General features: G+C 56.6%; 22 protein-coding genes, 2 tRNA genes and 1 pseudogene. 7 read left to right on the top strand and 18 right to left on the bottom strand.

The genetic code is table 11. The annotated features are described in order from the left end of the window. Window positions 1-272 precede the first annotated feature (272 nt). Both M2407_RS21015 and M2407_RS21010 read left to right on the top strand, forming a co-directional pair. Entirely contained in the window at window positions 273-1,595 is a 1,323-nt protein-coding gene (locus M2407_RS21015; protein ID WP_259219553.1) for an MFS transporter, read from the top strand. A 99-nt stretch (window positions 1,596-1,694) separates the two neighbouring features. Beyond that, window positions 1,695-2,462 (top strand): annotated as a pseudogene (locus M2407_RS21010) (CDP-diacylglycerol diphosphatase); the annotation flags it as partial. 29 nt (window positions 2,463-2,491) lie between these two features. On the opposite strand, the gene M2407_RS21005 reads toward M2407_RS21010, so the two are convergent. Beyond that, complete coding sequence (locus M2407_RS21005; RefSeq protein ID WP_259219552.1) at window positions 2,492-4,525, bottom strand: AsmA family protein; 2,034 nt, start codon at window positions 4,523-4,525, stop codon at window positions 2,492-2,494. A 98-nt stretch (window positions 4,526-4,623) separates the two neighbouring features. Further along, window positions 4,624-5,409, bottom strand: a complete 786-nt coding sequence (gene pdeH, locus M2407_RS21000) for a cyclic-guanylate-specific phosphodiesterase (protein ID WP_082144866.1) — start codon at window positions 5,407-5,409, stop codon at window positions 4,624-4,626. Window positions 5,410-5,555: 146 nt separating this feature from the next. On the opposite strand from pdeH, the gene M2407_RS20995 reads away from it, so the two are divergent. Next, complete coding sequence (locus M2407_RS20995; protein WP_020837477.1) at window positions 5,556-5,759, top strand: 2-hydroxymuconate tautomerase family protein; 204 nt, start codon at window positions 5,556-5,558, stop codon at window positions 5,757-5,759. A gap of 165 nt (window positions 5,760-5,924) precedes the next feature. Further along, window positions 5,925-6,857: a sugar kinase gene (locus M2407_RS20990; protein WP_259219549.1), complete on the top strand. Its 933-nt coding sequence runs from the start codon at window positions 5,925-5,927 to the stop codon at window positions 6,855-6,857. 348 nt (window positions 6,858-7,205) lie between these two features. Here the strand turns inward: M2407_RS20990 and ilvC are convergent, their stop codons facing one another. Further along, on the bottom strand, window positions 7,206-8,681 hold the full coding sequence (gene ilvC / locus M2407_RS20985) for a ketol-acid reductoisomerase (protein WP_046374902.1): 1,476 nt from the start codon (window positions 8,679-8,681) through the stop codon (window positions 7,206-7,208). 168 nt (window positions 8,682-8,849) lie between these two features. On the opposite strand from ilvC, the gene ilvY reads away from it, so the two are divergent. Further along, window positions 8,850-9,749: an HTH-type transcriptional activator IlvY gene (ilvY, locus tag M2407_RS20980; RefSeq protein WP_020837481.1), complete on the top strand. Its 900-nt coding sequence runs from the start codon at window positions 8,850-8,852 to the stop codon at window positions 9,747-9,749. A gap of 116 nt (window positions 9,750-9,865) precedes the next feature. Here ilvY and M2407_RS20975 read toward each other — a convergent pair whose 3' ends face one another. The 8 genes from M2407_RS20975 to M2407_RS20940 all read right to left on the bottom strand — a co-directional run bounded on the left by M2407_RS20975 (window position 9,866) and on the right by M2407_RS20940 (window position 18,542). Beyond that, a complete protein-coding gene (locus M2407_RS20975) occupies window positions 9,866-10,567 on the bottom strand; it encodes a DUF2461 domain-containing protein (RefSeq protein ID WP_142816227.1) in 702 nt (233 codons plus the stop codon). Between the two features lie 21 nt (window positions 10,568-10,588). Beyond that, on the bottom strand, window positions 10,589-12,133 hold the full coding sequence (ilvA, locus tag M2407_RS20970) for a threonine ammonia-lyase, biosynthetic (protein ID WP_041415091.1): 1,545 nt from the start codon (window positions 12,131-12,133) through the stop codon (window positions 10,589-10,591). 5 nt (window positions 12,134-12,138) lie between these two features. After that, entirely contained in the window at window positions 12,139-13,989 is a 1,851-nt protein-coding gene (gene ilvD / locus M2407_RS20965) for a dihydroxy-acid dehydratase (RefSeq protein WP_048762615.1), read from the bottom strand. A gap of 96 nt (window positions 13,990-14,085) precedes the next feature. Continuing rightward, complete coding sequence (gene ilvE / locus M2407_RS20960) at window positions 14,086-15,012, bottom strand: branched-chain-amino-acid transaminase (protein ID WP_020837487.1); 927 nt, start codon at window positions 15,010-15,012, stop codon at window positions 14,086-14,088. Between the two features lie 22 nt (window positions 15,013-15,034). Continuing rightward, window positions 15,035-15,292 carry an acetolactate synthase 2 small subunit gene (gene ilvM / locus M2407_RS20955; RefSeq protein WP_020837489.1) on the bottom strand — a complete coding sequence of 86 codons (258 nt, stop codon included), beginning with the start codon at window positions 15,290-15,292 and terminating at the stop codon, window positions 15,035-15,037. Then, the gene (ilvG, locus tag M2407_RS20950; RefSeq protein ID WP_020837490.1) at window positions 15,289-16,935 is read right to left on the bottom strand and encodes an acetolactate synthase 2 catalytic subunit; all 1,647 of its coding nucleotides are present in this window, start codon (window positions 16,933-16,935) and stop codon (window positions 15,289-15,291) included. The genes ilvM and ilvG overlap by 4 nt, the downstream gene beginning before the upstream one ends. Window positions 16,936-17,077: 142 nt before the next feature. After that, window positions 17,078-17,176, bottom strand: coding sequence for an ilv operon leader peptide (gene ilvL, locus M2407_RS20945; RefSeq protein ID WP_015962288.1), 99 nt, complete (start codon window positions 17,174-17,176; stop codon window positions 17,078-17,080). A 133-nt stretch (window positions 17,177-17,309) separates the two neighbouring features. Continuing rightward, the gene (locus tag M2407_RS20940; protein ID WP_122080440.1) at window positions 17,310-18,542 is read right to left on the bottom strand and encodes an MFS transporter; all 1,233 of its coding nucleotides are present in this window, start codon (window positions 18,540-18,542) and stop codon (window positions 17,310-17,312) included. Between the two features lie 341 nt (window positions 18,543-18,883). Between M2407_RS20940 and M2407_RS20935 the strand changes: the two genes are divergently transcribed. Next, window positions 18,884-20,407: a YifB family Mg chelatase-like AAA ATPase gene (locus tag M2407_RS20935; RefSeq protein WP_128865712.1), complete on the top strand. Its 1,524-nt coding sequence runs from the start codon at window positions 18,884-18,886 to the stop codon at window positions 20,405-20,407. Between the two features lie 27 nt (window positions 20,408-20,434). Here M2407_RS20935 and M2407_RS20930 read toward each other — a convergent pair whose 3' ends face one another. Next, entirely contained in the window at window positions 20,435-20,773 is a 339-nt protein-coding gene (locus tag M2407_RS20930; RefSeq protein WP_020837497.1) for a DUF413 domain-containing protein, read from the bottom strand. Window positions 20,774-20,892: 119 nt separating this feature from the next. Here M2407_RS20930 and hdfR point away from each other — a divergent pair, with 119 nt between their 5' ends. Further along, the gene (gene hdfR / locus M2407_RS20925; protein WP_041415741.1) at window positions 20,893-21,720 is read left to right on the top strand and encodes an HTH-type transcriptional regulator HdfR; all 828 of its coding nucleotides are present in this window, start codon (window positions 20,893-20,895) and stop codon (window positions 21,718-21,720) included. Window positions 21,721-21,724: 4 nt separating this feature from the next. On the opposite strand, the gene yjfF is transcribed toward hdfR, so the two are convergent. From yjfF to M2407_RS20895, 6 genes are all read right to left on the bottom strand, one after another. After that, a complete protein-coding gene (gene yjfF, locus M2407_RS20920) occupies window positions 21,725-22,717 on the bottom strand; it encodes a galactofuranose ABC transporter, permease protein YjfF (protein WP_048762617.1) in 993 nt (330 codons plus the stop codon). Then, the gene (gene ytfT, locus M2407_RS20915; RefSeq protein WP_170868584.1) at window positions 22,714-23,715 is read right to left on the bottom strand and encodes a galactofuranose ABC transporter, ATP-binding protein YtfT; all 1,002 of its coding nucleotides are present in this window, start codon (window positions 23,713-23,715) and stop codon (window positions 22,714-22,716) included. The genes yjfF and ytfT overlap by 4 nt, the downstream gene beginning before the upstream one ends. 17 nt (window positions 23,716-23,732) lie before the next feature. After that, window positions 23,733-25,247: a galactofuranose ABC transporter, ATP-binding protein YtfR gene (gene ytfR, locus M2407_RS20910; protein WP_259219527.1), complete on the bottom strand. Its 1,515-nt coding sequence runs from the start codon at window positions 25,245-25,247 to the stop codon at window positions 23,733-23,735. Between the two features lie 23 nt (window positions 25,248-25,270). Then, on the bottom strand, window positions 25,271-26,227 hold the full coding sequence (ytfQ, locus tag M2407_RS20905; RefSeq protein WP_020837505.1) for a galactofuranose ABC transporter, galactofuranose-binding protein YtfQ: 957 nt from the start codon (window positions 26,225-26,227) through the stop codon (window positions 25,271-25,273). 315 nt (window positions 26,228-26,542) lie between these two features. Then, a tRNA-Trp gene (locus M2407_RS20900) sits at window positions 26,543-26,618 on the bottom strand. A 52-nt stretch (window positions 26,619-26,670) separates the two neighbouring features. Then, window positions 26,671-26,747: transfer RNA gene (locus M2407_RS20895), tRNA-Asp, on the bottom strand. Window positions 26,748-26,758: the final 11 nt, after the last annotated feature.

Here is a 26,758-nt window from a genome sequence, read left to right as displayed (position 1 = left end):
GCAATTAAACCAGCATATAAAACCAATAAGAAACCCGATCGCCTGCCAAAACCAGCATAACAAACTACAGCCTAACTTTTCTTTTCGCCTTTTACAGATGTTCAGTCTGCGAATCATTCATTTGGCAACGTTAAAATCTATGCGGAAACGCAGTGATGAAACATTAAGCTTTTTAACCGGTTAATCGCCGCATTGTACAAAGTTTCGTCATTGAAAAGGCATTTTGCTGTGACTAAGATGGATTTTTACAAATTCAAAATATAAGAAATATTATGCAAGCCTCCATCGCACCAACTCTGGACGCCGACGACGCGTCAACACCGGTTAACTCACGCGGAAAAGTGATTGTCGCCTCGCTGGTCGGGACCGCTATCGAGTTTTTCGATTTTTACAGTTACGCCACCGCTGCGGTGATCGTTTTCCCGCATATCTTCTTCCCACAGGGTGATCCCACCACCGCCACGCTGCAGTCGCTGGCCACTTTCGCCGTCGCTTTCGTTGCGCGCCCTATTGGTTCGGCGCTGTTCGGCCACTTCGGCGATCGCGTTGGGCGTAAGGTGACCCTGGTCGCCTCACTGCTGACCATGGGGATTTCCACCGTGCTGATCGGCCTGCTGCCAAGCTACGAAACCATTGGTATCTTCGCGCCAATCCTGCTGGCGCTGGCGCGCTTCGGTCAGGGTCTGGGCCTGGGCGGGGAATGGGGCGGCGCAGCCTTGCTGGCCACCGAGAATGCCCCGGCCAGAAAACGGGCGCTGTACGGTTCCTTCCCGCAGTTGGGCGCGCCTATCGGCTTCTTCTTCGCCAACGGGACCTTCCTGCTGCTCTCCTGGTTGCTGACTGACCAGCAGTTTATGGAATGGGGCTGGCGCGTGCCGTTTATTCTGTCCGCCGCGCTGGTGCTGATCGGGCTGTACGTACGAGTGTCACTGCATGAAACACCGGTATTCGCCAAGGTGGCAAAAGCCGGCAAGCAGGTGAAAATTCCGCTCGGCACCCTGCTCAGCAAGCACCTGAAGGTGACGATCCTCGGCACCTTCATCATGCTGGCAACCTATACGCTGTTCTACCTGATGACGGTCTACTCGATGACCTACGGCACCACGCCGCAGCCGCTGGGCTTGGGCTATTCGCGCAACAGCTTCCTGTGGATGCTGATGGTGGCGGTGATCGGCTTTGGCGTTATGGTACCGATTGCCGGTCTGCTGGCTGACGCCTTTGGCCGTCGCAAGACCATGATCGTCATTACTCTGCTGATGATCGCCTTCGCCTTCCTGTTCCCGAGCATGCTGGGTTCCGGAAACCAGGCGCTGGTGATGGGCTTCCTGCTGTGCGGCCTGAGCATCATGGGGCTGACCTTCGGCCCGATGGGCGCGCTGCTGCCGGAGCTGTTCCCGACGGAGGTGCGCTATACCGGCGCATCCTTCTCCTATAACGTCGCGTCAATCCTCGGGGCTGCGGTAGCGCCTTATATCGCCACCTGGCTGGCAACGCACTACGGCCTGTTCTATGTCGGTCTGTACCTGGCGGCCATGGCCAGCCTGACGCTGATCGCCCTGCTGTTGATGAAAGAGACCCGAGACAAGTCGCTGTAACCCCGCTTACGCGGCCCCCATCAGGCGGGCCGCACTTCCCGTATTGTCTCCTGTCATAAAATCGGACTATGCTGAACGCTTCCTCTTTGACAGAAATGGAAATCAATAATGTCTCTGCGCCGCAGACTGTTTTGGTACGTTGTGCCATTGGTGGTGATCGCCATTGCGCTGGCTGGCTGGTTCTGGCTAATACCCTCCAATTCAAACGCGCTATGGCGTATCGTCAGCCAACAGTGCCTGCCCAACCAACAAACGCATAACAACCCTGCCCCCTGCGCGCAGGTCGACCCACAGGCCGGTTTTGTGGTGTTTAAGGATCGCAACGGGCCACTGCAGTATTTACTGATGCCAACGGCCAAAATCACCGGCATTGAAAGCCCGCAGGTGCTGGAAGCCACCACCCCAAACTTCTTTGAGCAAGCCTGGGCCGCACGGCATTTTATGGCGGATAAATACGGCAAAGAGATTGATGACGCCGATATTTCGCTGGCGATTAACTCGCAATATGGCCGAACGCAGAATCAGTTGCATATTCATATTTCCTGCCTGTTACCGGCGGTAAAAACGCAGTTGGCGCGATATGCGACAGAATACAGTGAACAGTGGGAACCCATGCCCGGCGGTTTACTGGGGCATGACTATCTGGTGCGCAAGGTCACCGCTAGTGATCTGAAAAAACAGGGGGCTTTCCGCCTGCTGGCGAAAGGGGTACCACGATCCGAAGGCCGCATGGGCAGTTTTGGCCTGGCAATGACCGCATTGCCGGGCGGCGACTTCCTGCTGCTGGCCACCGAGCGCAGCCTGCTGCCGTTTACCCTGGCCTCGGCGGAAGAAATTCAGGATCACGACTGCCGGGTTCTGCAATAAAAATGGCCCGCAGTGCGGGCCATTAGCGATCATTTTTTCTTCTTCATCTGCTGCAGAATTTGTCCGCACTGGTTCTCCTCACCGCCTTCGCTCGGCGAAACCAGCGCCAACAATGCCGCTGCCGGCGTCAGTACCACGCCCAACGCTACCGCAGCCGCACCGCGCGCAATCAGCGGACCAACCTTCACCCCAGCGTCCGGATGCGCGAAGGTGCCTTTCACATACAGCGGCGAACGCAGCGTCAGCACGCGCATCCCCTTACTTTCCGGATCGATGGACAGGTCCAGCCGCTCCGTGGCCAGATTGGTATTGCCGCTGATATTGATAATCGCGTTCTCGGTATCGAACACAAACAACCGCGGTGCCGCCACGCCGGTGCTGATCCCGATGTCCGCCGCCGCACAGTTAATGCCCACGACGTCGTCGCCAAAGAGCTGCGCTACCAGATAGTTACCGACGTTGAGCCCGAGAATTTCCATCAGGCTACGGCTGATAACCCCATTGTTAATCACCATCCGCAGATCGCCGCTGCTGGTCGCCAGCAAGTCCGCCACCGAGTTGCCCGTGCCGGTGAGTTTGGCATCGCCGTTCAACTGCCCCAGGCTACGTTTCATCGATCCCACGTTCGGCAACAGCTGCTTGAGCTGGAATTTCCGCGCGTGCATATCCACCCGACCCTGCATCGGATTCTTGCTGCCGTCGAGGCGCAGGGTGGCGTTGAGGTTACCGCCCGCCACGCCGAACCGCAGCGGATCCATCAGGATGGCGCCGTTGTTCAACTGCAGATGGGTATAGAGGTCGCTCAGCGGCAGCGAGCTGCCGTGCTCAATGCGCTTGGCGGTGAATTTGACGTCCGCATCCATCACCTTCCAGCTTTGGGTTTCAAACTTTTCTACCGGCAGCACCTTGCCGGCCGGCTGACGGCTTTTTTCGCCGCGTCCGGCTTTTTCGGTGTTGGAGTCCGCGCCAATCAACGGCGCCAGATCGGCGAAGCGCAGCTGCTTCGACAGTACCTCACCGCTTAGCTTCGGCCGGGGTTTGCTGGCGACATAGGTCAAATCACCGTGAATATCGCTGTCGCCGATTTTGCCGTCGAATTTTTGGTACTGGAATACGGCTCCGCCTTTCTCGTGCAGGCGAGCACTCAGATGACCATCGGTGGAGTAAGGCGGAGTATTCGGCAGCAGCACGCCGGTAAGGCCATACAGATTCCCCAGGCTGTCACCGGAGAATTTAAGCTGCAAGTCCAGCCCGCCGAGGTTCATCGGGTCGGACAGCGTACCTGCTACCACTACCCGGGTTGAGCCGGAACGCACATCTGCCTGCAGCGGGAATGGCGAGTCGGCACTTTGTAACGACAGCATACCGCCGATCTTGCCGCTGCCCGCCAGCGGCTCACCGTTATAGGTCCCTTTCACCTTCCAACCGAAAACATAGTCAGGCGTGATGGCTTTGCTGGCGTCTTTTTTGCCCGTCACTTCGCTGAACGGCAAAGGTTTGCCGAGCGGGTCAATCTCAGCGCGGAAATCGGCCTTCAGCGTGGCGTCTTTAAAAGCAATCTGACCCTTATCGAATACGATGTCATGAACGTTCACCGTCCAGTCGGACGGGGGCTGATTGGGATCGCCGGCCAGGTTAAAGGTCCAGTTATTCTCGCCATTGGCCAGACGCCGCAGGCTCGCGTTCGGCTGCTTCAGCCAAATACGCGGGATCAGCACCTCTTTGCCCAACAACGCCAATGGCGAAATGCTGGCTTCGACGCGCTGCAACTGGACCATAGTGTCGCCCGGGATATTTTCCGGGTTACCCAGCACGATATCTTCGGCATGAATACGCGGCCATGGCACCCAGGCACGCCAACCGCCTTCATCTTTGTCGCGCGTCCAGGCCACACCCAAGTCGCCACGGATAGCGAACGGACGGTGCAATTCGGCAGACACCTTGTCGTTAATGGTCGGTTTGAGGCGATTCCAGTCGAAGGCCAGCGCAAAGATCACCAACGCGACGATGATCAGCAGCACAATACCGCCCACCCAAGTGAACGCCTTTCCTGTTTTTGTCATAATGGCTCCCTGAACGCGAAACTTGCCAACAATTGATAAGCAACTGTTATCAAGCCTAGCCGAGGATAGGCCAGAGTTCACGCTTTAGGGGACGAGGATCAGGCAGCCGGCACGGAAAACAATCTGGGCAAGGTTTGCAGAGTGTCGAAATGGGCCGGACGGGAAAGGTAGTACCCCTGCGCCGCCAGGGCACCAGAGCGCTGCACCAGCAGCCATTCCTGCTCGGTTTCCACCCCTTCAACAATCACTCCTTCGCTGTGCTGGTTCATTATTCTGACCAGCGTGGAGAGCAGTTGAATGCCATCCTCCGTCTGCTTAAGCAGGGTGAACAATTCACGCGCCACCTTGATGTATTGATAGCGCCAGGTACTGACGGCGGAGAAATTCGCCAGCCCGCTACCGAAGTCATCCAACCACAGCCGCTCGGCCCCGGCAATCTGCTGCAACGGGCCGTTCAACGCCATTCCCGCGTGCTCCACCAGCTCGAAGCGCAGATAAGGCATGCTGGCAATCTGTCGTTGCAACACGTCGTGCCGCTGAAGCGCCTGCAATGCAATGCCGTCGATATTGACCGATACCATCAACGCGTGACGGGTCAACAACGGCTGCCAGTGCTGGAGCAACGTCAGCTGTTCCTGAATGATCTGCAGGCGCTTGCGCACGTCAAGGGCGGCAAAATAGTGCTCCGGCGACAGCGGTTTGTCCGGTGCGTCAGGATGAGACACCGCCGTCAGCAGTTCGAGTGCCAGCAGAGTGCCACAGGTGCGGTAGATCGGCTGAAAAGTATACTGCCGCCGGCATTGCCGCCAAAAATGCTGTGCTTTTATATGTGTGCATACGGCAAGGAATGGCGCCAGCAGACCAGAAATCATCTTGGTTGTCATTGGGACTATCGCCATCGAAGGGACATGAAAACGCTCAGTCTGCGTGATTGCTTCCCTGGGTTTATCGGCAGCAGGCGATAAAACTTTAAGCGGCGGCAAAAGCCTTCTACAGTGAATAGCGATAACAAAAAACCAAGGAAAAAAACATGCCCTACGTAAATATCAAAATTACCCGTGAAGGTGCGACAGCGGAGCAAAAGAAACAGCTGATCGCCGGCGTGACACAACTGCTGGTGGATACGCTGGGGAAGAATCCGGCCACCACCGTGGTCGTCATCGATGAAGTAGAAACCGACAACTGGGGCATCGGCGGCAAATGCGTCACCGAGCTGCGCGCAGCCGCTAAATAACGGCGGACTCTTGTCTGCGGATCGGGAAATTTTTCAGTTTCCCGATCGTCGTCATAATTAAATTAAAACGTTGTTTTATTTTCGTTGACTCCCTCGCCCCTTGCCTTGAGACTGGATGGGTTTCGCATTCATTCACCTTCTTCTTTCAGCCAGGGCTCGTTGACTATGACCACCCAGAATCTTGCCGTGATCGGCGAATGCATGATTGAACTGACGCAAAAAGGCGCGGACCTTAGCCGCGGCTTTGGCGGCGATACGCTAAACACCGCCGTTTACGTTGCCCGCCAGGTGGCAGAAAGCACGCTGCAGGTGCATTACGTTACCGCGCTCGGCACCGACAGTTTCAGCGATGAGATGCTGCACGCCTGGCAACAGGAGAAGGTCAATACGCGCCTGGTTCAACGGCTGGAAAACAAGCTGCCGGGCCTGTACGTGATCGAAACCGATGAGGCCGGCGAACGCACTTTCTATTACTGGCGCAATGACGCCGCCGCCCGTTACTGGCTGGCCAGCCCACAGGCGGAGACGTTATGCGAACAACTGGCCCACTTCGATTATCTATACCTTAGCGGCATCAGCGTGGCGATCCTCGACGCGGCCAGCCGCACCAAGCTGCTGGCATTACTGCGCCAGTGCCGCGCCAACGGTGGCAAAGTCATTTTCGATAACAACTATCGCCCGCGGCTGTGGCAAAACCGGGAAGAAACGCAGCAGGCTTATCGCGAGGTGCTGGCCTGCACCGATATCGCCTTCCTGACGCTGGATGACGAGGATTTGCTGTGGGGCAAACAGCCGGTGGAACAGGTGGTGCAGCGCACGCAGCAGTTGGGCGTAATGGAGATTGTAATCAAACGCGGGGCAGAGGCCTGCCTGGTGTTCAGCGCCGAAGGCACCGAATTTGAAATCCCGGCGGTACGGCTGCCGAAAGAAAAAATAGTGGATACCACGGCGGCCGGGGACTCTTTCAGCGCGGGTTACCTGGCGGTACGCTTAACCGGCGGCGATGCCGTGCAGGCGGCGCAGCGCGGTCATCTCACCGCCAGCACGGTGATCCAGCATCGTGGCGCCATTATCCCACTCGCCGCCATGCCGCAATGAATCCTGTTCCGTAGAAATGCGAAAGGCCAGCAATAATGCTGGCCTTAGTCTGATGACAAACACCCGAAAAACGTGGTTTTCGGATGTTTGGGGTAAATCAGAAGACATAATCCTTTGTTTTTATTCGTCCTCAGATCAGGACTTTTAACTGCATAGGACTTTGTCAGCAATCTGAGGCCAGCAATAATGCTGGCCTTTTTATTGGGCTCGAAAACCCATCTTAATACCCTATGGATTTCAGGTTGTAGCCAGGTGCCAAGCTATCTCATCCCCAGGAGCTTACCTTAGTCAGCGACTGGGGTGTGATAGTGCAGGTAACAACGCTACAGCCTGAAAGACGACGGGTATTTAGCCTGCTACCGCGATACGTTTCATATCCGTCATATAACCACGCAGCTTACGGCCAACGGATTCGATTGGGTGATTGCGCACCGCTTCGTTCACGTCACGCAGTTGCGCGTTATCTACAGAAGTCCCGGCCACGGATTTGCCCAGATCACCCGCCTGCAGGGTAGTCATGAACTCTTTCAGCAATGGCACTGCCGCATTGGCAAACAGGTAGTTGCCGTACTCGGCGGTATCAGAGATAACCACGTTCATTTCGTACAGACGCTTACGCGCAATGGTGTTGGCGATCAGCGGCAGTTCGTGCAGTGATTCGTAGTAAGCGGATTCTTCGATGATACCTGCGTCAACCATGGTTTCAAACGCCAGCTCAACACCGGCTTTCACCATTGCCACCATCAGTACGCCGTGGTCAAAGTATTCCTGCTCGCTGATTTTGCCTTCGAACTGCGGCGCGTTTTCGAACGCCGACTTGCCGGTCTCTTCACGCCAGTTCAGCAGCTTCACGTCATCTTCTGCCCAGTCGGCCATCATGCCGCTGGAGAAGGCACCGGAGATGATGTCGTCCATGTGCTTCTGGAACAGCGGCGCCATGATCTCTTTCAGTTGCTCGGACAGCGCATAAGCACGCAGTTTAGCCGGGTTGGACAGACGGTCCATCATCAGGGTGATACCGCCCTGCTTCAGTGCTTCGGTGATGGTTTCCCAACCGAACTGGATCAGTTTTTCTGCATAAGCCGGGTCGGTACCTTCAGCAACCAGTTTATCGAAGCACAGCAGTGAACCCGCCTGCAGCATGCCGCACAGAATGGTCTGCTCGCCCATCAGGTCAGACTTCACTTCAGCGACGAAGGAAGACTCCAGAACGCCGGCGCGGTGACCGCCGGTCGCGGCAGCCCATGCCTTGGCAATCGCCATGCCTTCACCTTTAGGGTCGTTTTCCGGGTGAACCGCAATCAGGGTCGGTACGCCGAAACCACGTTTGTATTCTTCACGCACTTCGGTGCCCGGACATTTTGGCGCAACCATCACCACGGTAATATCTTTACGTACTTGCTCACCCACTTCAACGATGTTGAAGCCGTGAGAGTAGCCCAGCGCCGCGCCGTCTTTCATCAGCGGCTGTACGGCACGCACTACCGAGGTGTGCTGCTTGTCCGGCGTCAGGTTAACCACCAGGTCGGCCTGTGGGATCAAGTCTTCGTAAGTCCCTACTTTAAAGCCGTTTTCGGTCGCTTTACGCCATGAAGGACGCTTTTCGTCGATAGCTTCTTTACGCAGGGCATAAGCCACATCCAGCCCCGAGTCACGCATGTTCAAGCCTTGGTTCAGGCCCTGTGCGCCACAGCCGACAATCACCACTTTTTTGCCTTTCAGGTAGCCGGCTTCATCAGCGAATTCTTCACGTGCCATAAAACGGCATTTACCCAATTGCGCCAACTGCTGACGCAGGTTCAATGTGTTGAAATAGTTAGCCATGGTGGTACTCCAGTTAGATGTTGTGTCTTGCATGTTATTTTCATTCCCCGCCTGTCTGTGCGGAGATTCGTTAAACTCAATGTATAACAGGAAACGCGTTGCTTAAATTGATATATTACGAATGTGATATTGCAATTTATGCAACACTCTTGCTGCGAGCGTACTGATATGGATTTGCGTGATTTAAAGCTGTTCCTTCATCTGGCCGAAAGCCACCATTTTGGCCGCACCGCCAAGGCGATGCACGTCAGTCCGTCGACGCTTTCCCGCCAGATCCAACGGCTGGAAGAGATCCTCGGGCAGCCGCTGTTTTTACGCGATAACCGCACCGTGCAGCTCACCGATGCCGGCGAGCAGCTAAAAGACTTTGCCCAGCAGACGCTGTTGCAATACCAGCAACTGAAGCATTCTCTCGGCCAGCACGGCCCTTCGCTGAGCGGCGAGCTGCGGCTGTTCTGCTCGGTCACCGCCGCCTACAGCCACCTGCCGCCGATCCTGGACCGCTTCCGCGCGCAACATCCGCTGGTGGAAATTAAACTCACCACCGGTGACGCTGCCGACGCCGTCGATAAGGTTCAGTCCAACGAAGCCGATCTGGGCATTGCCGGCCGGCCTGAAACCCTGCCCACCAGCGTAGCCTTCACCAAAATCGGCGAGATCCCGCTGGTATTGATTGCCCCGGCGCTGCCCTGCGCCGTGCGCAGCCAGGCATTTGCCGAGCAGCCCGACTGGGCCAATATTCCGTTTATCCTGCCGGAGCATGGCCCGTCGCGAAAACGTATCGAGCTGTGGTTCCGTCGCCAGCGCATCGCCAATCCGCTGATTTACGCCACCGTCGGCGGCCACGAGGCGATTGTTTCCATGGTGGCGCTGGGCTGCGGCATCGCACTGATCCCCGGCGTGGTGGTGGACAACAGCCCCGAGCCGGTACGTAACCGCATCTCACAGTTAGAAAATATCTCTATGGTCGAACCGTTCGAACTGGGCGTCTGCGTGCAGAAAAAACGCCTCAGCGATCCGCTGATCGACGCTTTCTGGCGCTTGTTATTAACGGTCAAAAATCCTTAACACGACACCATTGCTTTTAAACACGATCATTTGAAACGCGAGATAGAAATACCCCAGGGATTTCATGCTGCAGCTAGTGCAGCCAACAACGCTGCAGCTTGAAAGACGACGGGTATTTAGAGATCTGCCGGATCGACTTGTTTCATCGCCTCTACCTGCATCAACCAATGGTAAAGCGGCTCCAACTGCTGAAAAGCTTGCGCCAGCTTCTGCGTCAGCCCGGCGTTGAATAACGTCTCCACCTGGCTGTCGGTAGCCATCACCGCAAAAGATTTGCGGTTGTACCAGGTGGCAATGTCTGCCGCCTGCTCTTTAACCAGCGGGCGTTTGTAGCTTTCTCCCACCAGCTCGAACGGCGGCTGACAACAGGCCGCGACCTCGAGAAAAGGCTGCGGACGACGCTGCAGCGTATGACGAAACAGATCCATGGTTTGCTTGTTGGCACTGTAATAACCCAGCCCATAGCGCAACATGTCCGGCCCCAGTTCGAAGAAATAAACCGGGGCATCCTTCCAGTCTTTGCTCGGCCGTTTGAACGTCAACCACATGCGGCTGCGATAACGTGATTTATCGTGAGAAAAACGCGTGTCGCGGTGTATACGCGACAGCGTTTTACCGATCGCCGGGCGGGTTTCAAACTGCGGATCGATCGCCAGCATCGTCGGGGCAAGCTCAGCCACCAGCGAGCGGAACGGCGTCAGCAGCTCACGATCGTAAACGCCGCGGTTGCCTTCAAACCATTCCTTGTCGTTCTCGATCCGCACCTGCTGAAGAAAATTCAGGCCCTGCTGGCTAAAGCCGTTAAATTTATCCGTCATGCGCCGTCCTTGTCGGTTCCCTTAGCCCTGCAAAAAGAAGCGGAACGCCGGGTTATCGGTTTCATCGTGGCAGTCGTAGCCCAGCGCCTGCAAATGCTGCTCAAACTCAGGTTCGGTCTGCGACAGCTCAAAACCAGCCAGCACGCGGCCAAAATCGGTGCCGTGGCTGCGGTAATGGAACAGCGAGATGTTCCAATGGGTGCCCAGAGTTTGCAGGAACTTCAGCAGCGCGCCCGGCGACTCCGGGAACTCAAAGCTGTACAGCCGCTCGCGCAGGGGTTTCGAAGGACGCCCACCGACCATGTAGCGCACGTGCAGTTTGGCCATTTCGTCATCGGACAGATCCACCACCTGATAACCGTCGGCGTTCAGCTCGTCGATGATTTCCAGACGTTCGGCATGGCCACGCGTCAGGCGGACACCGACGAAGATGCACGCGTTGTCCGCATCGGCGTAACGGTAGTTGAACTCGGTCACCGACCGGCCGCCCAGCAGTTGGCAAAACTTCAGGAAGCTGCCTTTCTGCTCAGGAATGGTCACTGCCAGCAGGGCTTCGCGTTGTTCGCCCAATTCGCAGCGTTCAGATACATAACGCAAGCCGTGGAAGTTCAGGTTGGCACCGGACAGCACGTGCGCCAGGCGCTCGCCCTGGATGTTGTGCTGCTGAACGTATTTCTTCAGCCCGGCCAGTGCCAGCGCGCCGGAGGGTTCGGCAATGGCACGCACGTCTTCAAACAAATCTTTGACCGCCGCGCAGATAGCGTCGCTGTCGACGGTGATCACGTCGTCCAGATATTCCCGGCACAGGCGGAAGGTTTCATCACCGATGCGCTTCACCGCCACGCCTTCGGCAAACAGTCCGACTCGCGCCAAATCTACCGGATGCCCGGCATCCAGCGCCGCGCGCAGGCAGGCGGAGTCTTCCGCCTCCACGCCGATCACTTTGATCTGCGGCATCAGCTGTTTGATTAACACCGCAACACCCGCCGCCAGACCACCACCGCCAACCGGAACAAACACCCGGTCGAGATGCGCGTCCTGTTGCAGAAGCTCCATCGCCAACGTGCCCTGCCCGGCGATCACCGTTGGGTGATCGAACGGGGGAACGAAGGTCATGCCCTGCTTGTGCGAAAGCTCAATTGCCCTGGCCTTGGCTTCATCAAAGTTGGCGCCGTGCAACAGTACTTCGCCGCCGAAACCGCGTACCGCATCCACTTTGATGTCTGCGGTGGACACCGGCATGACGATCAGCGTTTTGATCCCCAGACGTTTTCCGGAGTAGGCCACGCCCTGCGCATGGTTGCCGGCCGAAGCCGTTACCACGCCGCGCGCTTTCTGCTCTTCGTTCAGGCTGGCGATCATGGCATAGGCCCCGCGCAGCTTGAAGCTGTGCACCGGCTGACGATCTTCGCGCTTCACCAGAATGGTGTTGCCGAGGCGCGAAGAAATTTTGCTCATGGCCTGTAACGGAGTGACCTGAGCCACCTCGTATACCGGCGAGCGGAGCACCGCTCGCAAATACTCCGCGCCGCAGGGGGCGTCGGGTAGGGGTTGCGATACCGCCATGATGCTTAGCCTCCCAGCTTGCTCTTGTCGCGTACTGCACCTTTGTCAGCGCTGGTTGCCAACATGGCATAGGCACGCAGCGCCAAGGAAACCTGACGCTCACGGTTTTTCGGTGTCCAGGCGCGATCGCCACGTGCCAGCTCAACTTCACGGCGTGCCGCCAGTTCGCTGTCCGAAACGTCCAGCACCATGCTGCGTTGAGGAATATTGATGTCGATCATGTCGCCATCTTCGATCAGCGCAATCAGGCCGCCGCTGCCCGCTTCCGGTGAAACGTGGCCGATTGACAGGCCCGAGGTGCCGCCGGAAAAACGTCCGTCGGTGATCAGCGCGCAGGCTTTGCCCAGGCCCATGGATTTCAGGTAGGTGGTTGGGTAAAGCATTTCCTGCATGCCCGGCCCGCCTTTCGGCCCTTCGTAGCGGATCACCACCACGTCACCGGCAACCACTTTGCCACCGAGGATAGCGTCCACCGCCGAGTCCTGGCTTTCGTACACTTTGGCCGGACCGCGGAAGGTCAGGTTGTCTTTATCGACGCCGGCGGTCTTAACGATGCTGCCGTCCTGCGCCATGTTGCCGTACAGCACGGCCAAGCCGCCATCCTGGCTGAACGCATTTTCCAGCGAGCGGATACAGCCCTCTGCGCGATCGTCGTCCAGCGTATCCCAGCGGCAGTCCTGAGAGAACGCCTGGGTGGTACGAATGCCCGCCGGGCCGGCGCGGAACATTTTTTTCACCGCCTCATCTTTGGTCAGCATGATGTCATACCGCTCCAGCGTCTGTGGCAGGGTCAGGCCCAGTATGTTGTTTACATCGCGGTTTAACAGGCCTGCGCGATCCAGCTCACCGAGGATCGCCAGCACGCCACCGGCACGGTGCACGTCTTCCATATGGTATTTCGGGGTGCTTGGCGCCACTTTACACAGGTGTGGCACCTTGCGTGACAGGCGGTCGATATCTTCCATGGTGAAATCAATTTCGCCCTCCTGCGCCGCTGCCAACAGGTGCAGCACGGTGTTGGTCGAGCCGCCCATGGCGATATCCAGCGTCATGGCGTTTTCAAACGCCGCCTTGTTGGCGATGCTGCGCGGCAGTGCGCTTTCATCGTCCTGTTCGTAATAGCGCTTGGTCAGGGCAACGATGCGTTTACCTGCGTTGAGGAACAGATCCTTACGGTCGGCATGGGTCGCCAGCAGCGAGCCGTTGCCCGGTTGCGACAGGCCCAGCGCTTCGGTCAAACAGTTCATTGAGTTGGCGGTGAACATGCCGGAACAGGAACCACAGGTCGGGCAGGCGGAGCGTTCGATTTGTTCGCTGTCGGCGTCGCTGACGTTCGGGTTAGCCCCCTGGATCATTGCGTCCACCAGATCCAGCTTGATGATTTGATTGGAGAGCTTGGTTTTACCGGCTTCCATCGGGCCGCCGGAAACGAAAATCACCGGAATGTTCAGGCGCAATGACGCCATCAGCATGCCCGGGGTGATTTTGTCGCAGTTGGAAATGCACACCATCGCATCCGCACAGTGGGCATTCACCATGTATTCCACCGAGTCGGCGATCAGTTCGCGTGACGGCAAGGAATAGAGCATACCGCCGTGGCCCATGGCGATACCGTCATCCACCGCAATGGTGTTGAACTCTTTGGCAACGCCGCCTGAGGCTTCGATCTGTTCTGCAACCAGCTTGCCCAAATCACGCAGATGCACATGGCCCGGAACGAACTGGGTAAATGAGTTGACCACCGCAATAATGGGTTTGCCAAAATCGTCGTCGGTCATTCCGGTCGCGCGCCATAATGCGCGGGCACCCGCCATGTTGCGGCCGTGGGTGGTGGTGGCGGAACGGTACTTAGGCATGCTCTTCACTCCAAATGTATTTATTACAGGCGGCGAACGAACCGCCTGGATATTCTTGTCTGTCTGTCGTTTTACCCTAACAGGTAACGTCGTTATTTATGGGTTTACCGGATCCAGCCAGCCGTATTTGTCTTCGGTCTTGCCGGTAAACAGGCCAAAGAACGCCTGTTGAATTTGTTTGGTCACCGGGCCGCATTTGCCAATGCCAACCTGGATGCCGTCGACGCTGCGCACCGGGGTGATTTCCGCCGCGGTGCCGGACATGAACACTTCGTCGGCCAGGTACAGCGATTCGCGGGACAGCACCTGCTCACGCACTTCGAAGCCCATGTCTTTCGCCAATTTGATGATGGCGTCGCGGGTAATGCCCGGCAGCGCGGAAGAGGTGAACGGCGGGGTGAACAACACGCCGTCTTTCACTTCAAACAGGTTCTCGCCTGCCCCTTCGGAAATATAACCGTGCACGTCGAGCGCAATCCCTTCCTGATAACCGTGGCGGCGCGCTTCGCTGCCCACCAGCAGGGAGGAAAGGTAGTTACCACCGGCTTTGGCCGCGGTGGGGATGGTATTTGGCGCCACGCGGTGCCAGGACGAAACCATCGCATCGATGCCTTGCTCCAGCGCCTCTTCACCCAGGTACGCGCCCCAAGGAAACGCCGCGATAATCACGTCTGTCTTGTAGCCGGCCGGCGGGTTAACCCCCATGCCGACGTCGCCCACAAACACCAGCGGGCGAATATAAGCGCTGACCAGGTTGTTTTTACGCAGCGTAGCGCGACAGGCTTCCATCAGCTCATCAACGCTTTGTGATACCGGCATGCGGTAGATTTTTGCCGAGTCGTGCAGGCGTTGCATATGCTCGCGGTGACGGAACACCACCGGGCCTTTATGGGAGTCATAGCAACGAACGCCTTCAAACACCGAAGTGCCGTAGTGCAGCGCATGCGACATCACGTGCACTTTGGCGTCAGCCCAGGGAACCATCTCACCATTGAACCAAATGTAATCGGCTTTCTTCGTCATTGTTCTTTATCCTTCTCACGCATCAGGCGCTTATTTGTTGTGATGTTTGCTGTTGGATCTCAACGCAGGAGACGTCCATCAGTTTGCTCAACTGAGATGACAGTAGATCCACCGGGCGCTGGCTGGCAACGGTCAATTCAATATTAATCTTGTCGGTATTTGACGCCGAAACCATATTCATAGCACAAACCTGAAAGCCACGATGACGCACGACGCGCAATACGCGCTCTAACATTTCAGGGCGAAAACGGGCCTGGATTGAGAGTTGATGCTGCATCATGAGATTTTCTCCAACATGGTTTCGTTACCGGCACCCGGCGGCACCAGCGGCCAGACGTTTTCGAGTTCATCGATCGATACGTGCAGCAGGTAAGGCCCTTCGCTGTTGAATAAGGCGTCGAGCGCGTCTGCCACCTGGTCTTTACGGGTGATACGCTGGCCGGGAATGCCAAAGGCGTTGGCCAACATCAGGAAATCGGGGTTATCGGAGAGATTGGTTTCGCTGTAACGCCCGTCAAAAAACAGCTGCTGCCACTGGCGAACCATGCCTAAACGCTGGTTATCCAGTAATACGATTTTCAGCGGCAGCTGTTTGCGTTTTATGGTGCCCAGTTCCTGTACGTTCATCATGAAGGAACCGTCGCCCGATACGCAGATCACCGTATCCTCAGGGCGCGCCATCTGGGCGCCAACCGCGGCCGGCACGCCGAACCCCATAGTGCCCAGACCGCTGGAAGTGATGAAATTCTCCGGGCGCTCGAAGGTCATGTGCTGCGCACTCCACATCTGGTGCTGGCCCACGTCGGTAGTCACCACGCTGTTGGCCGGCTTGCGCTCGGACAGCTGTTTCAACAACAGCGGCGCGTAGATCGGCTGGCCCGGATGATCATAACGCCAGGTGTGGGCTTCCTTCAGCTCAACCACCCGCTGCTGCCAGGCGGCAATCTTCAGCGGCTGCTGCAACGCCGGCAGCAAGGCCTTCAAGTCGCCCTCCAGCGCAACGTGTGCCTGACGCAATTTGCTCATTTCCGCCGGGTCGATATCCATGTGGATCACTTTTGCATGCGGCGCAAACGCATTCAGTTTCCCGGTCACGCGATCGTCGAAACGCGCGCCGACAGCGATCAGCAGATCGCACTCCTGCACCGCCAGGTTGGCGCCCTTGGTACCGTGCATGCCCAGCATACCGAGGTAATACGGGTGAGCAGCATCCGCCGCGCCCAACCCTTTCAGCGTGACAACGTTGGGCATTTGAGTCACCGCGATAAACTCACGCAGTGCCGGTACCGCCTGCGCCATGCCTACGCCGCCGCCGATGTATAGCATCGGTTTGTGAGCCTGCGCCAGCAACTCGGCGGCCTGCGCCACCTCCGCCGCCGGGTAATGCAACTCTTCGACGACCGGCACCAGGTGCGGGTGCAGCTCGCCGTGGGCCAGTTGGATGTCTTTCGGGATGTCGATCAGCACCGGGCCAGGGCGGCCGCTACAGGCGATGGCAAAGGCTTCTGCCATGATGCCCGGCAGCGCGTCCAGTGATTCCACCAGGAAGCTGTGTTTGGTGCAGGCCAGAGACAGGCCGAGAACATCGATCTCCTGAAAGGCATCGGTGCCAATCAGCGCGGAACCCACCTGGCCGGTGATGGCCACTACCGGAACCGAATCCAGCAGCGCATCGGCCAGGCCGGTGATCAAATTGGTGGCGCCGGGACCAGAGGTGGCGATACAAACGCCGACTTTGCCGGTTGCGCGGGCATAACCAATGGCAGCCATTGCGGCGCCCTGTTCGTGGCGGCACAGTAGGTGTTCTACCCCACCGTCATACAATGCATCGTAGACCGGCATGATTGCGCCACCTGGATAGCCGAATACCTTATCAACTCCCTGTGCACGCAATGCTTGTACTACCCACTGAGCCCCGTTCATAGTTATTTCCCCGCCTTACTTCGAAAATTGCAGGATTTTGTTCTGTTATTCATATTCTTATCCTCGCTTCACTTTTCTCTTGCCAATAAAAAACCCCCGGACCTTTCGGTGCGGGGGTTCTCTTGCGATTCCGGCTTGTTTTCTAAGCCATTCTTCGTCCAAGTGCAGCCCCGCACGGTGGGATAATAATCACCACCACGCTAATCACGACTAGGCTAATCACTTGGGCAAAGGCTTTCATAATGGGTTTGTTCACTGTGCTCGTTTCGAACTAATACCTACAGAGGTACCATAGTCCCGCGCGGCATGACAACACTTTTTTTGCGTTATTATTCGGCGCAATCTGGTCATACCTCGTGCAAAATGTCCGGTATTCAAACGTTAGCCTGCACGCCTGATGACTTCACGGCACCCGAGATCGCTTTACCGCGCGTGTCCTTGCCGAAGAACACCAACAACGCAATCACGATCGCCACCGTACCGGCAATCATCGCCATTGCCAGCCCATAATTATGGCCATGATGCTCGGCTATCGTCGCCTGCAGCGTGGCGTTGACCGAAGCAATCAGATTACCCAATTGATAAACAAACCCCGGCAGTACCGCGCGGGTATTGGCCGGCACCAATTCGGTAAGGTAAGTCGGCACCACGCCCCAGGCCCCCTGCACCATGAACTGCATCAGGAATGCGCCAATCCCCAGCATCAGCGAACCGCTGGAAAACGCCCACAGCGGGATCACCGGCAACGCCAGCAAGGCGGCAATGATGATCGCCTTCTTACGGCCGATTTTTTCCGACAGTGCCCCAAAGAAAACGCCACCAATGATTGACGCGATATTGTAGCTAATGGCAATGATACTGACGGTTTTAGGGTCGAAACCGTGCTGAACTTTCAAAAACACCGGATACATATCCTGAGTACCGTGCGAGAAGAAATTGAACGCCGCCATCAGCAGCACCAGGTAGCCGCACAGTTTCCAATGGCTCTTCAGCACCGGCAGCAATGCGCTGCTTTCCTTGCGTTCTCGGGCCGCCAGCCACACCGGCGATTCCTGCACGCAGTAGTAAATAAACGGCAGCAATAAAATGGGTGCCGCGCCGATTACGAACATGCCGCGCCAGCCAATAATTTCAAACAGCAGGCCATACACTACCGCCGCCAACAGATAACCAAAGGGGTAGCCGGCCTGGAAAATCCCCGACATCAGGCCACGTGAACGATCGGGAATGGTTTCCATCGCCAGCGATGAGGCCACACCCCAGATCCCGCCCATCGCCACGCCGTACAGTACCCGCAGCAGCAGGAATATCGTCAACGAGGGTGCCGCCGCGGACAGCAGTTCAAACACCGAGAAGAACACGATATTCAGCATCAAAATCGGTTTGCGGCCATATTTTTCCGCCGCACGGCCAAAGATCAGCGCGCCGATCGGGCGTACCGCCAGCGTCAGCAGGATCGCCAGCGTGACCTCTTCCATACCGACATGGAAAGATTGCGCGATATCGCTGAGCAGAAAGACCAGCACGAAGAAATCGAAAGCATCAAGCGTCCAGCTTGAAAAGCTGGCGATAGCTGCATTGCGTTGCAGCGGTGTCCAACCAAACATAATGTTATCCCTACCGTAGAGTACGAAGTCATGAGGTTTAGCGGCTGCCGCGGCAGAATGCAGCGGCGGTCGGATTGTGTTAAATAGGTGATTTTTATTTTAATCAATTGTTAAATACACCCATTTCCCCTCCGGTCGCAACATGGTTAGCCTGCTAATGTGTTGCAGCGTTCGCGTAATTGTTAAGGGGTATTGCCGCCCTTTGCGAAGCCCTGCACAAAAAAAGGCTATCTATCTGAAACCAATAATTTTAATTACGGCTTATCGCGCAAATATTCCAAGGGTAAAGCGCGACGTCGCAACACATCCCGCATCATATTGCCTTCAGCAAGGAGAGCAATATGTCACTGGCAGTGATCTATACCCGGGCCACACTGGGCGTTCAGGCCCCTTCGGTTACGGTGGAAGTGCATATCAGCAATGGGCTCCCCGGCCTGACGATGGTCGGCCTGCCGGAAACCACGGTTAAAGAGGCGCGTGATCGAGTGCGCAGCGCCTTGATCAATAACGGTTTCACCTTTCCCGCACGGCGTATTACCGTCAATCTGGCACCGGCCGATCTGCCCAAGGAAGGCGGTCGCTATGATCTACCGATTGCGCTGGCTATCCTGGCGGCTTCCGAACAGCTGCCAGCCGATAAGCTGGCTCACTATGAATTCCTTGGCGAACTGGCATTATCTGGCGCTCTACGGGGCGTCAGCGGAGCCATCCCCGCCGCGCTGGCCGCCATGGAGTCAGGACGGCAATTGGTTTTGGCGGCCGCCAATGGGCCGGAGGTGGGGCTAATTACGCAGAGCAAAACCCTGGTGGCGGACCACCTGTTGGAGGTGTGCGCCTTTGTGTTGGGTAAAGCGGATTTACCGGTAGCCCATGCGCCGCCGGCAATGAACAACGCGCCCGAACCGGCCGATCTGCAGGATATTCTGGGTCAGGAACAGGCAAAGCGCGCGCTGGAAATCGCCGCGGCCGGCGGCCACAACCTGCTGCTGGTGGGCCCGCCAGGGACCGGGAAAACCATGTTGGCCAGCCGCTTGAATGGCCTTCTCCCGCCGCTGACCGATCAGGAAGCACTGGAAAGCATCGCGGTGGCCAGCCTGTTGCATCATGCTGCGCAAGCGCTGCCATGGCGACAGCGGCCGTTTCGCGCACCGCACCATAGCGCCTCGATGGCCGCTCTGGTCGGCGGGGGTTCGCTGCCGAGGCCGGGTGAAATTTCCATGGCGCACAATGGCGTCCTGTTCCTGGATGAACTGCCCGAATTCGAAAGGCGGGTACTGGATGCGCTGCGCGAACCGCTGGAGTCCGGCGAGATCGTGGTTTCACGCGCCAGCGCCAAAGTCTGCTTCCCGGCACGGGTACAGCTGATCGCCGCCATGAACCCCAGCCCTACCGGGCATTACCAGGGCATGCATAACCGCGCATCGCCACAGCAGGTCCTGCGCTATCTGGGGCGGCTTTCAGGGCCCTTTCTCGATCGTTTCGATCTCTCGATTGAAGTGCCATTGTTGCCACCAGGCCTGCTTAGCAAAAAGCGCATTGCCGGTGAAAACAGCGCTCAGGTACGGGAACGAGTGCTGTTGGCGCGTGAAAGGCAGCTCAGTCGAGCGGGGAAAATTAATGCCCTGCTGAACAATCATGAGGTCGAACGGGATTGCCGACTTAACGACGCGGACGCGGATTTTCTTGAAACGACGTTAAACAGGTTGGGATTATCGGTTCGCGCCTGGCAGCGGATCCTGAAAGTGGCTCGCACGCTGGCGGATTTGGCGGGAGATCAGGCTATTGATAAGCGACACTTGAGTGAAGCGCTTGGCTACCGCAGTATGGATCGCCTGCTGCTGCAGCTGCACCGCAGCCTTGAATAATAATGGGGCCCAAAGGCCCCATTAAAATCAATCCTCGCTGTCGGTGTAATCTTCCACCGCATCAGCCTGCGGCTTACCGCCGGACAGAGTATGGAATTTTTTCGGGCGACGTGTGCGCGCCAGATATTTGGCCCATACTTTTTCCTGCTCGGTAACCGGCTCGCGCTCACCGTGGCACACTGCGACGAACAACTGTTCTTCTTCAGTGGCCGGCTGGCGTTTACCCGTATCCAGCTCGTTGAACGCATACCCGAAACGCTCTAGCAATTGCGCTTCTTTAATGGTGAAATCGCCGTGACGGGAGAACCCGCGAGGGTAATGTTTATTATCAAAAAATCGACTGGTCGTGGTGAAGCTATCCGCCATCTGACACGCTCCTAATTCTCTCATGGCCGTGCTGTTTATGGCGCGGAGTATTAGATAGGCTTGACATTGTGTAAAACAAAACATTTAAATCTTAACGATAAAAATTACTGGAGATGGGTGTGGATACCGAATTACTGAAAACCTTTTTGGAGGTCAGTAGAACGCGTCACTTTGGCCGAGCCGCAGAATCCTTGTACTTAACGCAGTCTGCCGTCAGTTTCCGCATCCGCCAGTTAGAAAACCAATTGGGCGCGAATCTGTTCACCCGTCACCGCAACAATATCCGCCTGACGCCTGCTGGAGAGCGGCTTTTGCCCTATGCAGAGAGCCTGATGATGACCTGGCAACTGGCGAAAAAAGAGGTAGTGCGTTCACTGCAACATACCGAGTTATCCATCGGTGCCACGGCGTCATTGTGGGAGGCTTATTTGACCCCCTGGCTGCAATCGCTCTATCAGCAGCGTGAGGCGTTGCAGCTGGAGGCCAGGGTGGCGCTACGGCACTCTTTGGTAAAACAGCTGCATGAAAGACAGCTCGATTTGCTCATCACCACCGAACCGCCAAAGATGGATGAACTGGCCAGCCAGCTGTTGGGGAATTTCTCGTTGCGGCTGTTCTCTTCCACCCTGCGCGATCAACATGCGCCAATGCCCTATATCAAGCTGGAATGGGGGGCGGATTTCCATCAGCAGGAAAGCCGCATGCTGGAGAGCGACACTCTGCCGGTGCTCACCACTACCTCTGCGCATCTGACCCGGCAACTGCTGGAAACCACCGGTGGCTGCGCCTTCCTGCCCAGTCAGTGGGAGAATGATTACCCGCAGTTAACCGCCATCGCCGAGATCCCGGCCATTATCCGCCCGCTGTACGCCGTCTGGCTGCAAAATAGCGACCAGCAGCCGCTGATCCGGCAACTGCTGAAAATACCTTTGAAAACCTCAGCATGAGGCGCTATAACGGCTTCAAACGAGGATGTCGGGGTTGGGTTCGCCTGCTGAGCCAAAACGCGCTTATCGCCTTCTGAAGGCCGATAAAGCAGAACAACAGAATACCGATAACGATTTTGGTCCACCACGAACTGAGCGTGCCGTCGAAGGTAATGTAGCTCTGAATCAATCCCTGGATCAGCACGCCAAACAGCGTGCCCAAAACGGTGCCCACGCCGCCGGTCAACAAGGTACCGCCAATCACGACGGCAGCAATGGCATCCAACTCCACGCCGCTGGCCGCCAGGGCATAACCTGCCGAGGTATACAGCGAGAAAATGATCCCGGACAGTGCCGCCAGCGTGCTTGAGAGCATATAAATCAGTACGGTGGTACGCTGTACCGGTACGCCCATCAGCGCGGCAGAGACCCGATTACCGCCGATGGCGTAGACGTTATGCCCAAAGCGCGTACGGTGCGCCAGCACCATGCCGACCGCCACAACCAATAGCATCACCAGCGCCAACAATGTAAAGCGCCCACCGCCCGGCATTTTCCAGGCATAGTTCGCCAGCGTCACATACAGCGGATGATCGATGGGAATCGACTCCTCTGAAACAATAAAACTCATGCCCCGTACGAAGAACATTCCGGCCAGCGTAATAATAAACGCCGGTAGCTTCAGCACATCAATGATCCAACCCATCAGCGCGCCGAACGACGCCCCCATCAACAGCGCGATGATGAACGCATAACCCGGTGCAATGCCGTAAGTTCCGATCAACTTGGCCAGCAGCACCCCGGTGAAGGCGATCACCGAGCCGACAGACAGATCGATACCGCCGGAAAGGATCACAAACGTCATGCCGACCGCGACGATGCCCAGAAAGGCGTTGTCAGTCAGCAAATCGCACCACACCCGCGTTGAGGCAAAGCCGGGAAACTGCGTAAGACAAAAAGCGTAGCCCAGAAGGAACACCAGGACGGTAATCAGCAGCGGAAGATTACGTTTGATCATGGTTTTCTTCTCCCAAGCAGGTGGCGCAGCGTGAAGCTGGGCGATTGCACCATCAACACCGCCAACACTACAATCGCCTTCAACACCAGATTAAACTCAGGCCGATAGCCGGACAGCAGAATGCCGGTATTCATCCCCTGAATAATTAATGCCCCCACTACCGACAGCAACAGGTTAAAACGACCGCCCAACAGTGAACCGCCGCCAATCACAACCGCCAGGATCGCATCCAGCTCCAACCACAACCCGGCATTGTTGGCATCAGCGCCACGGATATCCGCCGTGACGATAACGCCGGCAACGGCGGCGCACAGCCCGCAGATCACATACACCGCCATCACCACCCAGCCGGTGCTGACACCTGCATTACGCGCGGAACGCAGATTGATGCCTACGGCTTCGATAAACAGTCCCAACGCCGTTTTACGCGTTAACAGCCAGATCAACAGCAGCATGACCGCAGCAATGATCGCCGGCATCGGCAAATACATCAGCGTACCGCTGCCGAGCCACGCCAACCCCTCTCGCTCAAAGGTGACGATTTGCCCTTCGGTAATCAGTTGGGCAATGCCGCGCCCAGCCACCATCAGCATCAGCGTGGCAACAATCGGCTGTATCTGCAGCACCGCCACCAAAAACCCGTTCCACAGGCCACACAGTGCGCCAACCGCCAGGGCGGCTGCCAGTACATAGCTCAGCGGATGACCGGCGCTGGTCAGCGTTGCCGCCGTGGCACCGGCTATCGCCATCACCGCTCCCACCGAAAGGTCGATACCACCGGTGGCGATTACCAACGTCATGCCCAATGCCAATAACGCGACCGGTGCGCCGCGATTAACAATGTCGATTACGCTGCCAAACAGTCGACCGTCTTGAATATGCAGGGAAAAGAAATTCGGGGCGACCAGACTGTCGATAAGCAAAATCACCGCCAGCGCCCCCAGTTGCGTTGCTCCGGCAGGGATGACCCACCTGACTTTACGCGGCCCACTGGTCATGGAGAAACTCCTGAGGTTCATCCTGCCCCCTGTTGTGCGGCTATTACCTGCATGATTGCAGGCACCGTAATGGCGTTATGTTCAAGCAGCGCTACGTGTTTCCGGTCTCGAAGCACAACGATGCGATCGGCATAACCCACCAGTTCTTCCAGTTCGGAGGAGATCACCAACAATGCCAGACCTTCGTCACAGAGCTTTTCGATCAAGCGAATGATTTCGGCATGCGCACCAACGTCAATGCCGCGCGTCGGTTCATCCAGGATCAGAAAACGGGGTTTCGTCGCCAGCCAACGTGACAACAGCACCTTCTGCTGATTACCGCCGGACAGATACTGGATTTGCTGTTCTGGCCCAGGAGTACGAATGCCCAACAGTTGGATATAGCTTTCAGTAATGCGGGTTTGCTCTTTCAGCGAGAGCGGCCTTAGCCAGCCGCGTTGAGCCTGCAGGGCCAAAATGATATTTTCCCGCACGGTCGCAGCGCCGATGATCCCATCGGTCTTACGATCTTCGGGGCAATACCCGAAGCCGAGGCTGGCAGCGTTACGCGGCGTCCGGATGTTCACCGCACGCCCTTCGACTTTTACACTGCCGTTGTCGCGCGGTTTGATACCGAATATGAGCTGGGCCGTTTCGGTACGCCCCGATCCCAGCAGCCCGGCCAGCCCTACAATCTCACCCGGGCGAATCTGCAGATCAAAGGGCTCAACCATCCCGCGCCGCCCATAACCGCTGAATTCAACCAACGATGGCGCCTTTGAGGGTGTATGCTCGCTGCGTTTCAGTAATGACTCATCAAACGCGTGGCCGAGCATCATCTGTACCAGTTCCATACGCGGTAAGTCGGCGGTGGCTTTCGTTCCCACTAACTTGCCGTTGCGCAGTACGGTGATGCGATCGCTGATGCGGTAAACCTGATCGAGAAAATGGGTAACAAAGATCATTCCCATTCCCTGACTACGGAGCTGGCTGAGAATGTCCAGCAGCATGCTGACCTCTTTGGCATCCAGGCTGGCGGTTGGCTCATCAAGAATCAAGACTTTGGCGGACAGATCGACGGCCCGCGCGATAGCGATAATCTGCTGGATGGCAATGGAGTAATTACCCAGCGGCTGGCTGACGTCCAACTGCAGCCCATACCCCAGTAAAAGCTGCTGAGCCTGGCGCAGCAGTTTTTTTTGATCGATCAGGCCGAAGCGCGTGGGCTCTCGCCCGATGAACAGGTTGGCGGCCACCGAGATGTTCGCCAGCAGGTTAACTTCCTGATAAACCGTACCAATGCCCAGTGTCTGCGCCTGCGCGGTGCTCTGCGGGGCAATGGCGATGCCTTCCAGTAATACCTCGCCGGCGGAACGCTGATAAACCCCGGTCAACGCTTTGATCAGCGTGGATTTCCCCGCGCCATTTTCGCCCAGCAGCGCCATGATCTCTCCGCGCTGCAACGTGACATCAACCTGCTCCAGCGCTTTTACGCCAGGAAATTCAACGGATAATCCCTTAATCGTCAATAACGTCGTCTGAGAGTTAGCCATCTGCTGCTCCGCCGGTGAGTGGATTAATAGCCCATGCTTTTCTTCAGCTCGAACTCCTGTTTAGCCGTATCCGGTTGCAGCAGCTTGGACTCGGTCTGGATAAACTTCGGCGGCGGGGTACCGTCTTTTTTCATCGCCAGCAGCGCATCAAACGCCGGACCGGCCATATTCGGCGTTAGCTCGACCGTGGCATTGGCTTCACCGTTCATCATTGCCTTAAATATGTCAGGCACACCGTCGATAGAAACGATTTTGATCTGTGAGCCCGGCTTTAAACCCGCCTCTTTGATCGCCTGGATGGCGCCGATTGCCATGTCGTCGTTATGTGCATAAACGGCGCAAATATTTTTGCCGTTTTGCTCAGCCTTGATGAAGCTTTCCATCACTTCTTTACCTTTGCTGCGCGTAAAATCACCAGATTGCGAGCGGATGATCTTAACGTTGGCGGCGGAGGCTATGCCGTCAGCAAAACCTTTCTTACGGTTGAGGGCAACGCTGGCGCCCACGGTGCCCTGCAGCTCGACTACGTTGCAAGGCTTGCCGGCGACCTCTTTCACCAACCATTCTCCTGCGACTTTACCTTCGTGTACGCTGTCAGAAGCCACCGCCGCGGTATACAGCGAAGGGTCGTTTACCTCAATCATTCGGTCGAGCAGGAATACCGGGATCTTGGCTTCTTTGGCTTCCTGCAGCACAGGCGTCCAGCCGGTGGCGACAACCGGTGCAATGAAGATGGCGTCAACACCCTGAGCAATGAAAGATCTGACTGCTTTGATTTGGTTTTCCTGTTTTTGCTGCGCATCGGCGATTTTCAGCGTGATACCCCGCTTTTCCGCTTCCTGTTTCGAAACCTTGGTTTCCGCCGAACGCCAACCCGATTCGGAACCAATCTGTGAAAAGCCGACGACCAACGGTGCCGCCTGTCCCGTACCTACCAAAGCGCCAGTAATGGCGGCCGCTAACAGCAGACGTTTAACCATGTTGTTCTCCTCGCGTTGCCTTGGCATGGAACCACGCCGGGCAGGGATTATCGTTGTTGTGTATGCTGCATTTTTTCTGGTGAAGTGGGTGTCCTTAGGGTTGGACACACATTAGGTGTAGTCGAAAATCGGGCAGGAATAATGCGCGGCATCACATCACGGCAGAACAACCATTTTGTACATGGATCCAGCTAAAAATGTCTAAATTGGGAACGATTTCGGTGGGAGTTTTAAGCGATCTTTCAGGGGAATTAGGGGAGATGGGGAAATTTCACGCAAAAAAAAACCCTTCGCTTTCGCAAAGGGTTTCTAATATGGCAGGGGCGGAGAGACTCGAACTCGCGACACCCGGTTTTGGAGACCGGTGCTCTACCAACTGAGCTACGCCCCTAAATCTCGCTTAACATTATGCCCGCTAAGATAGCAGGCATAATTTAAATAAGTGGCGGAACGGACGGGGCTCGAACCCGCGACCCCCTGCGTGACAGGCAGGTATTCTAACCAACTGAACTACCGCTCCACCGATTCTTT

Source organism: Serratia sp. BIGb0234 (assembly GCF_024809915.1).
GTDB classification, from domain to species: domain Bacteria; phylum Pseudomonadota; class Gammaproteobacteria; order Enterobacterales; family Enterobacteriaceae; genus Serratia; species Serratia liquefaciens.
This window is presented reverse-complemented; position numbering and strand designations above follow the sequence as displayed.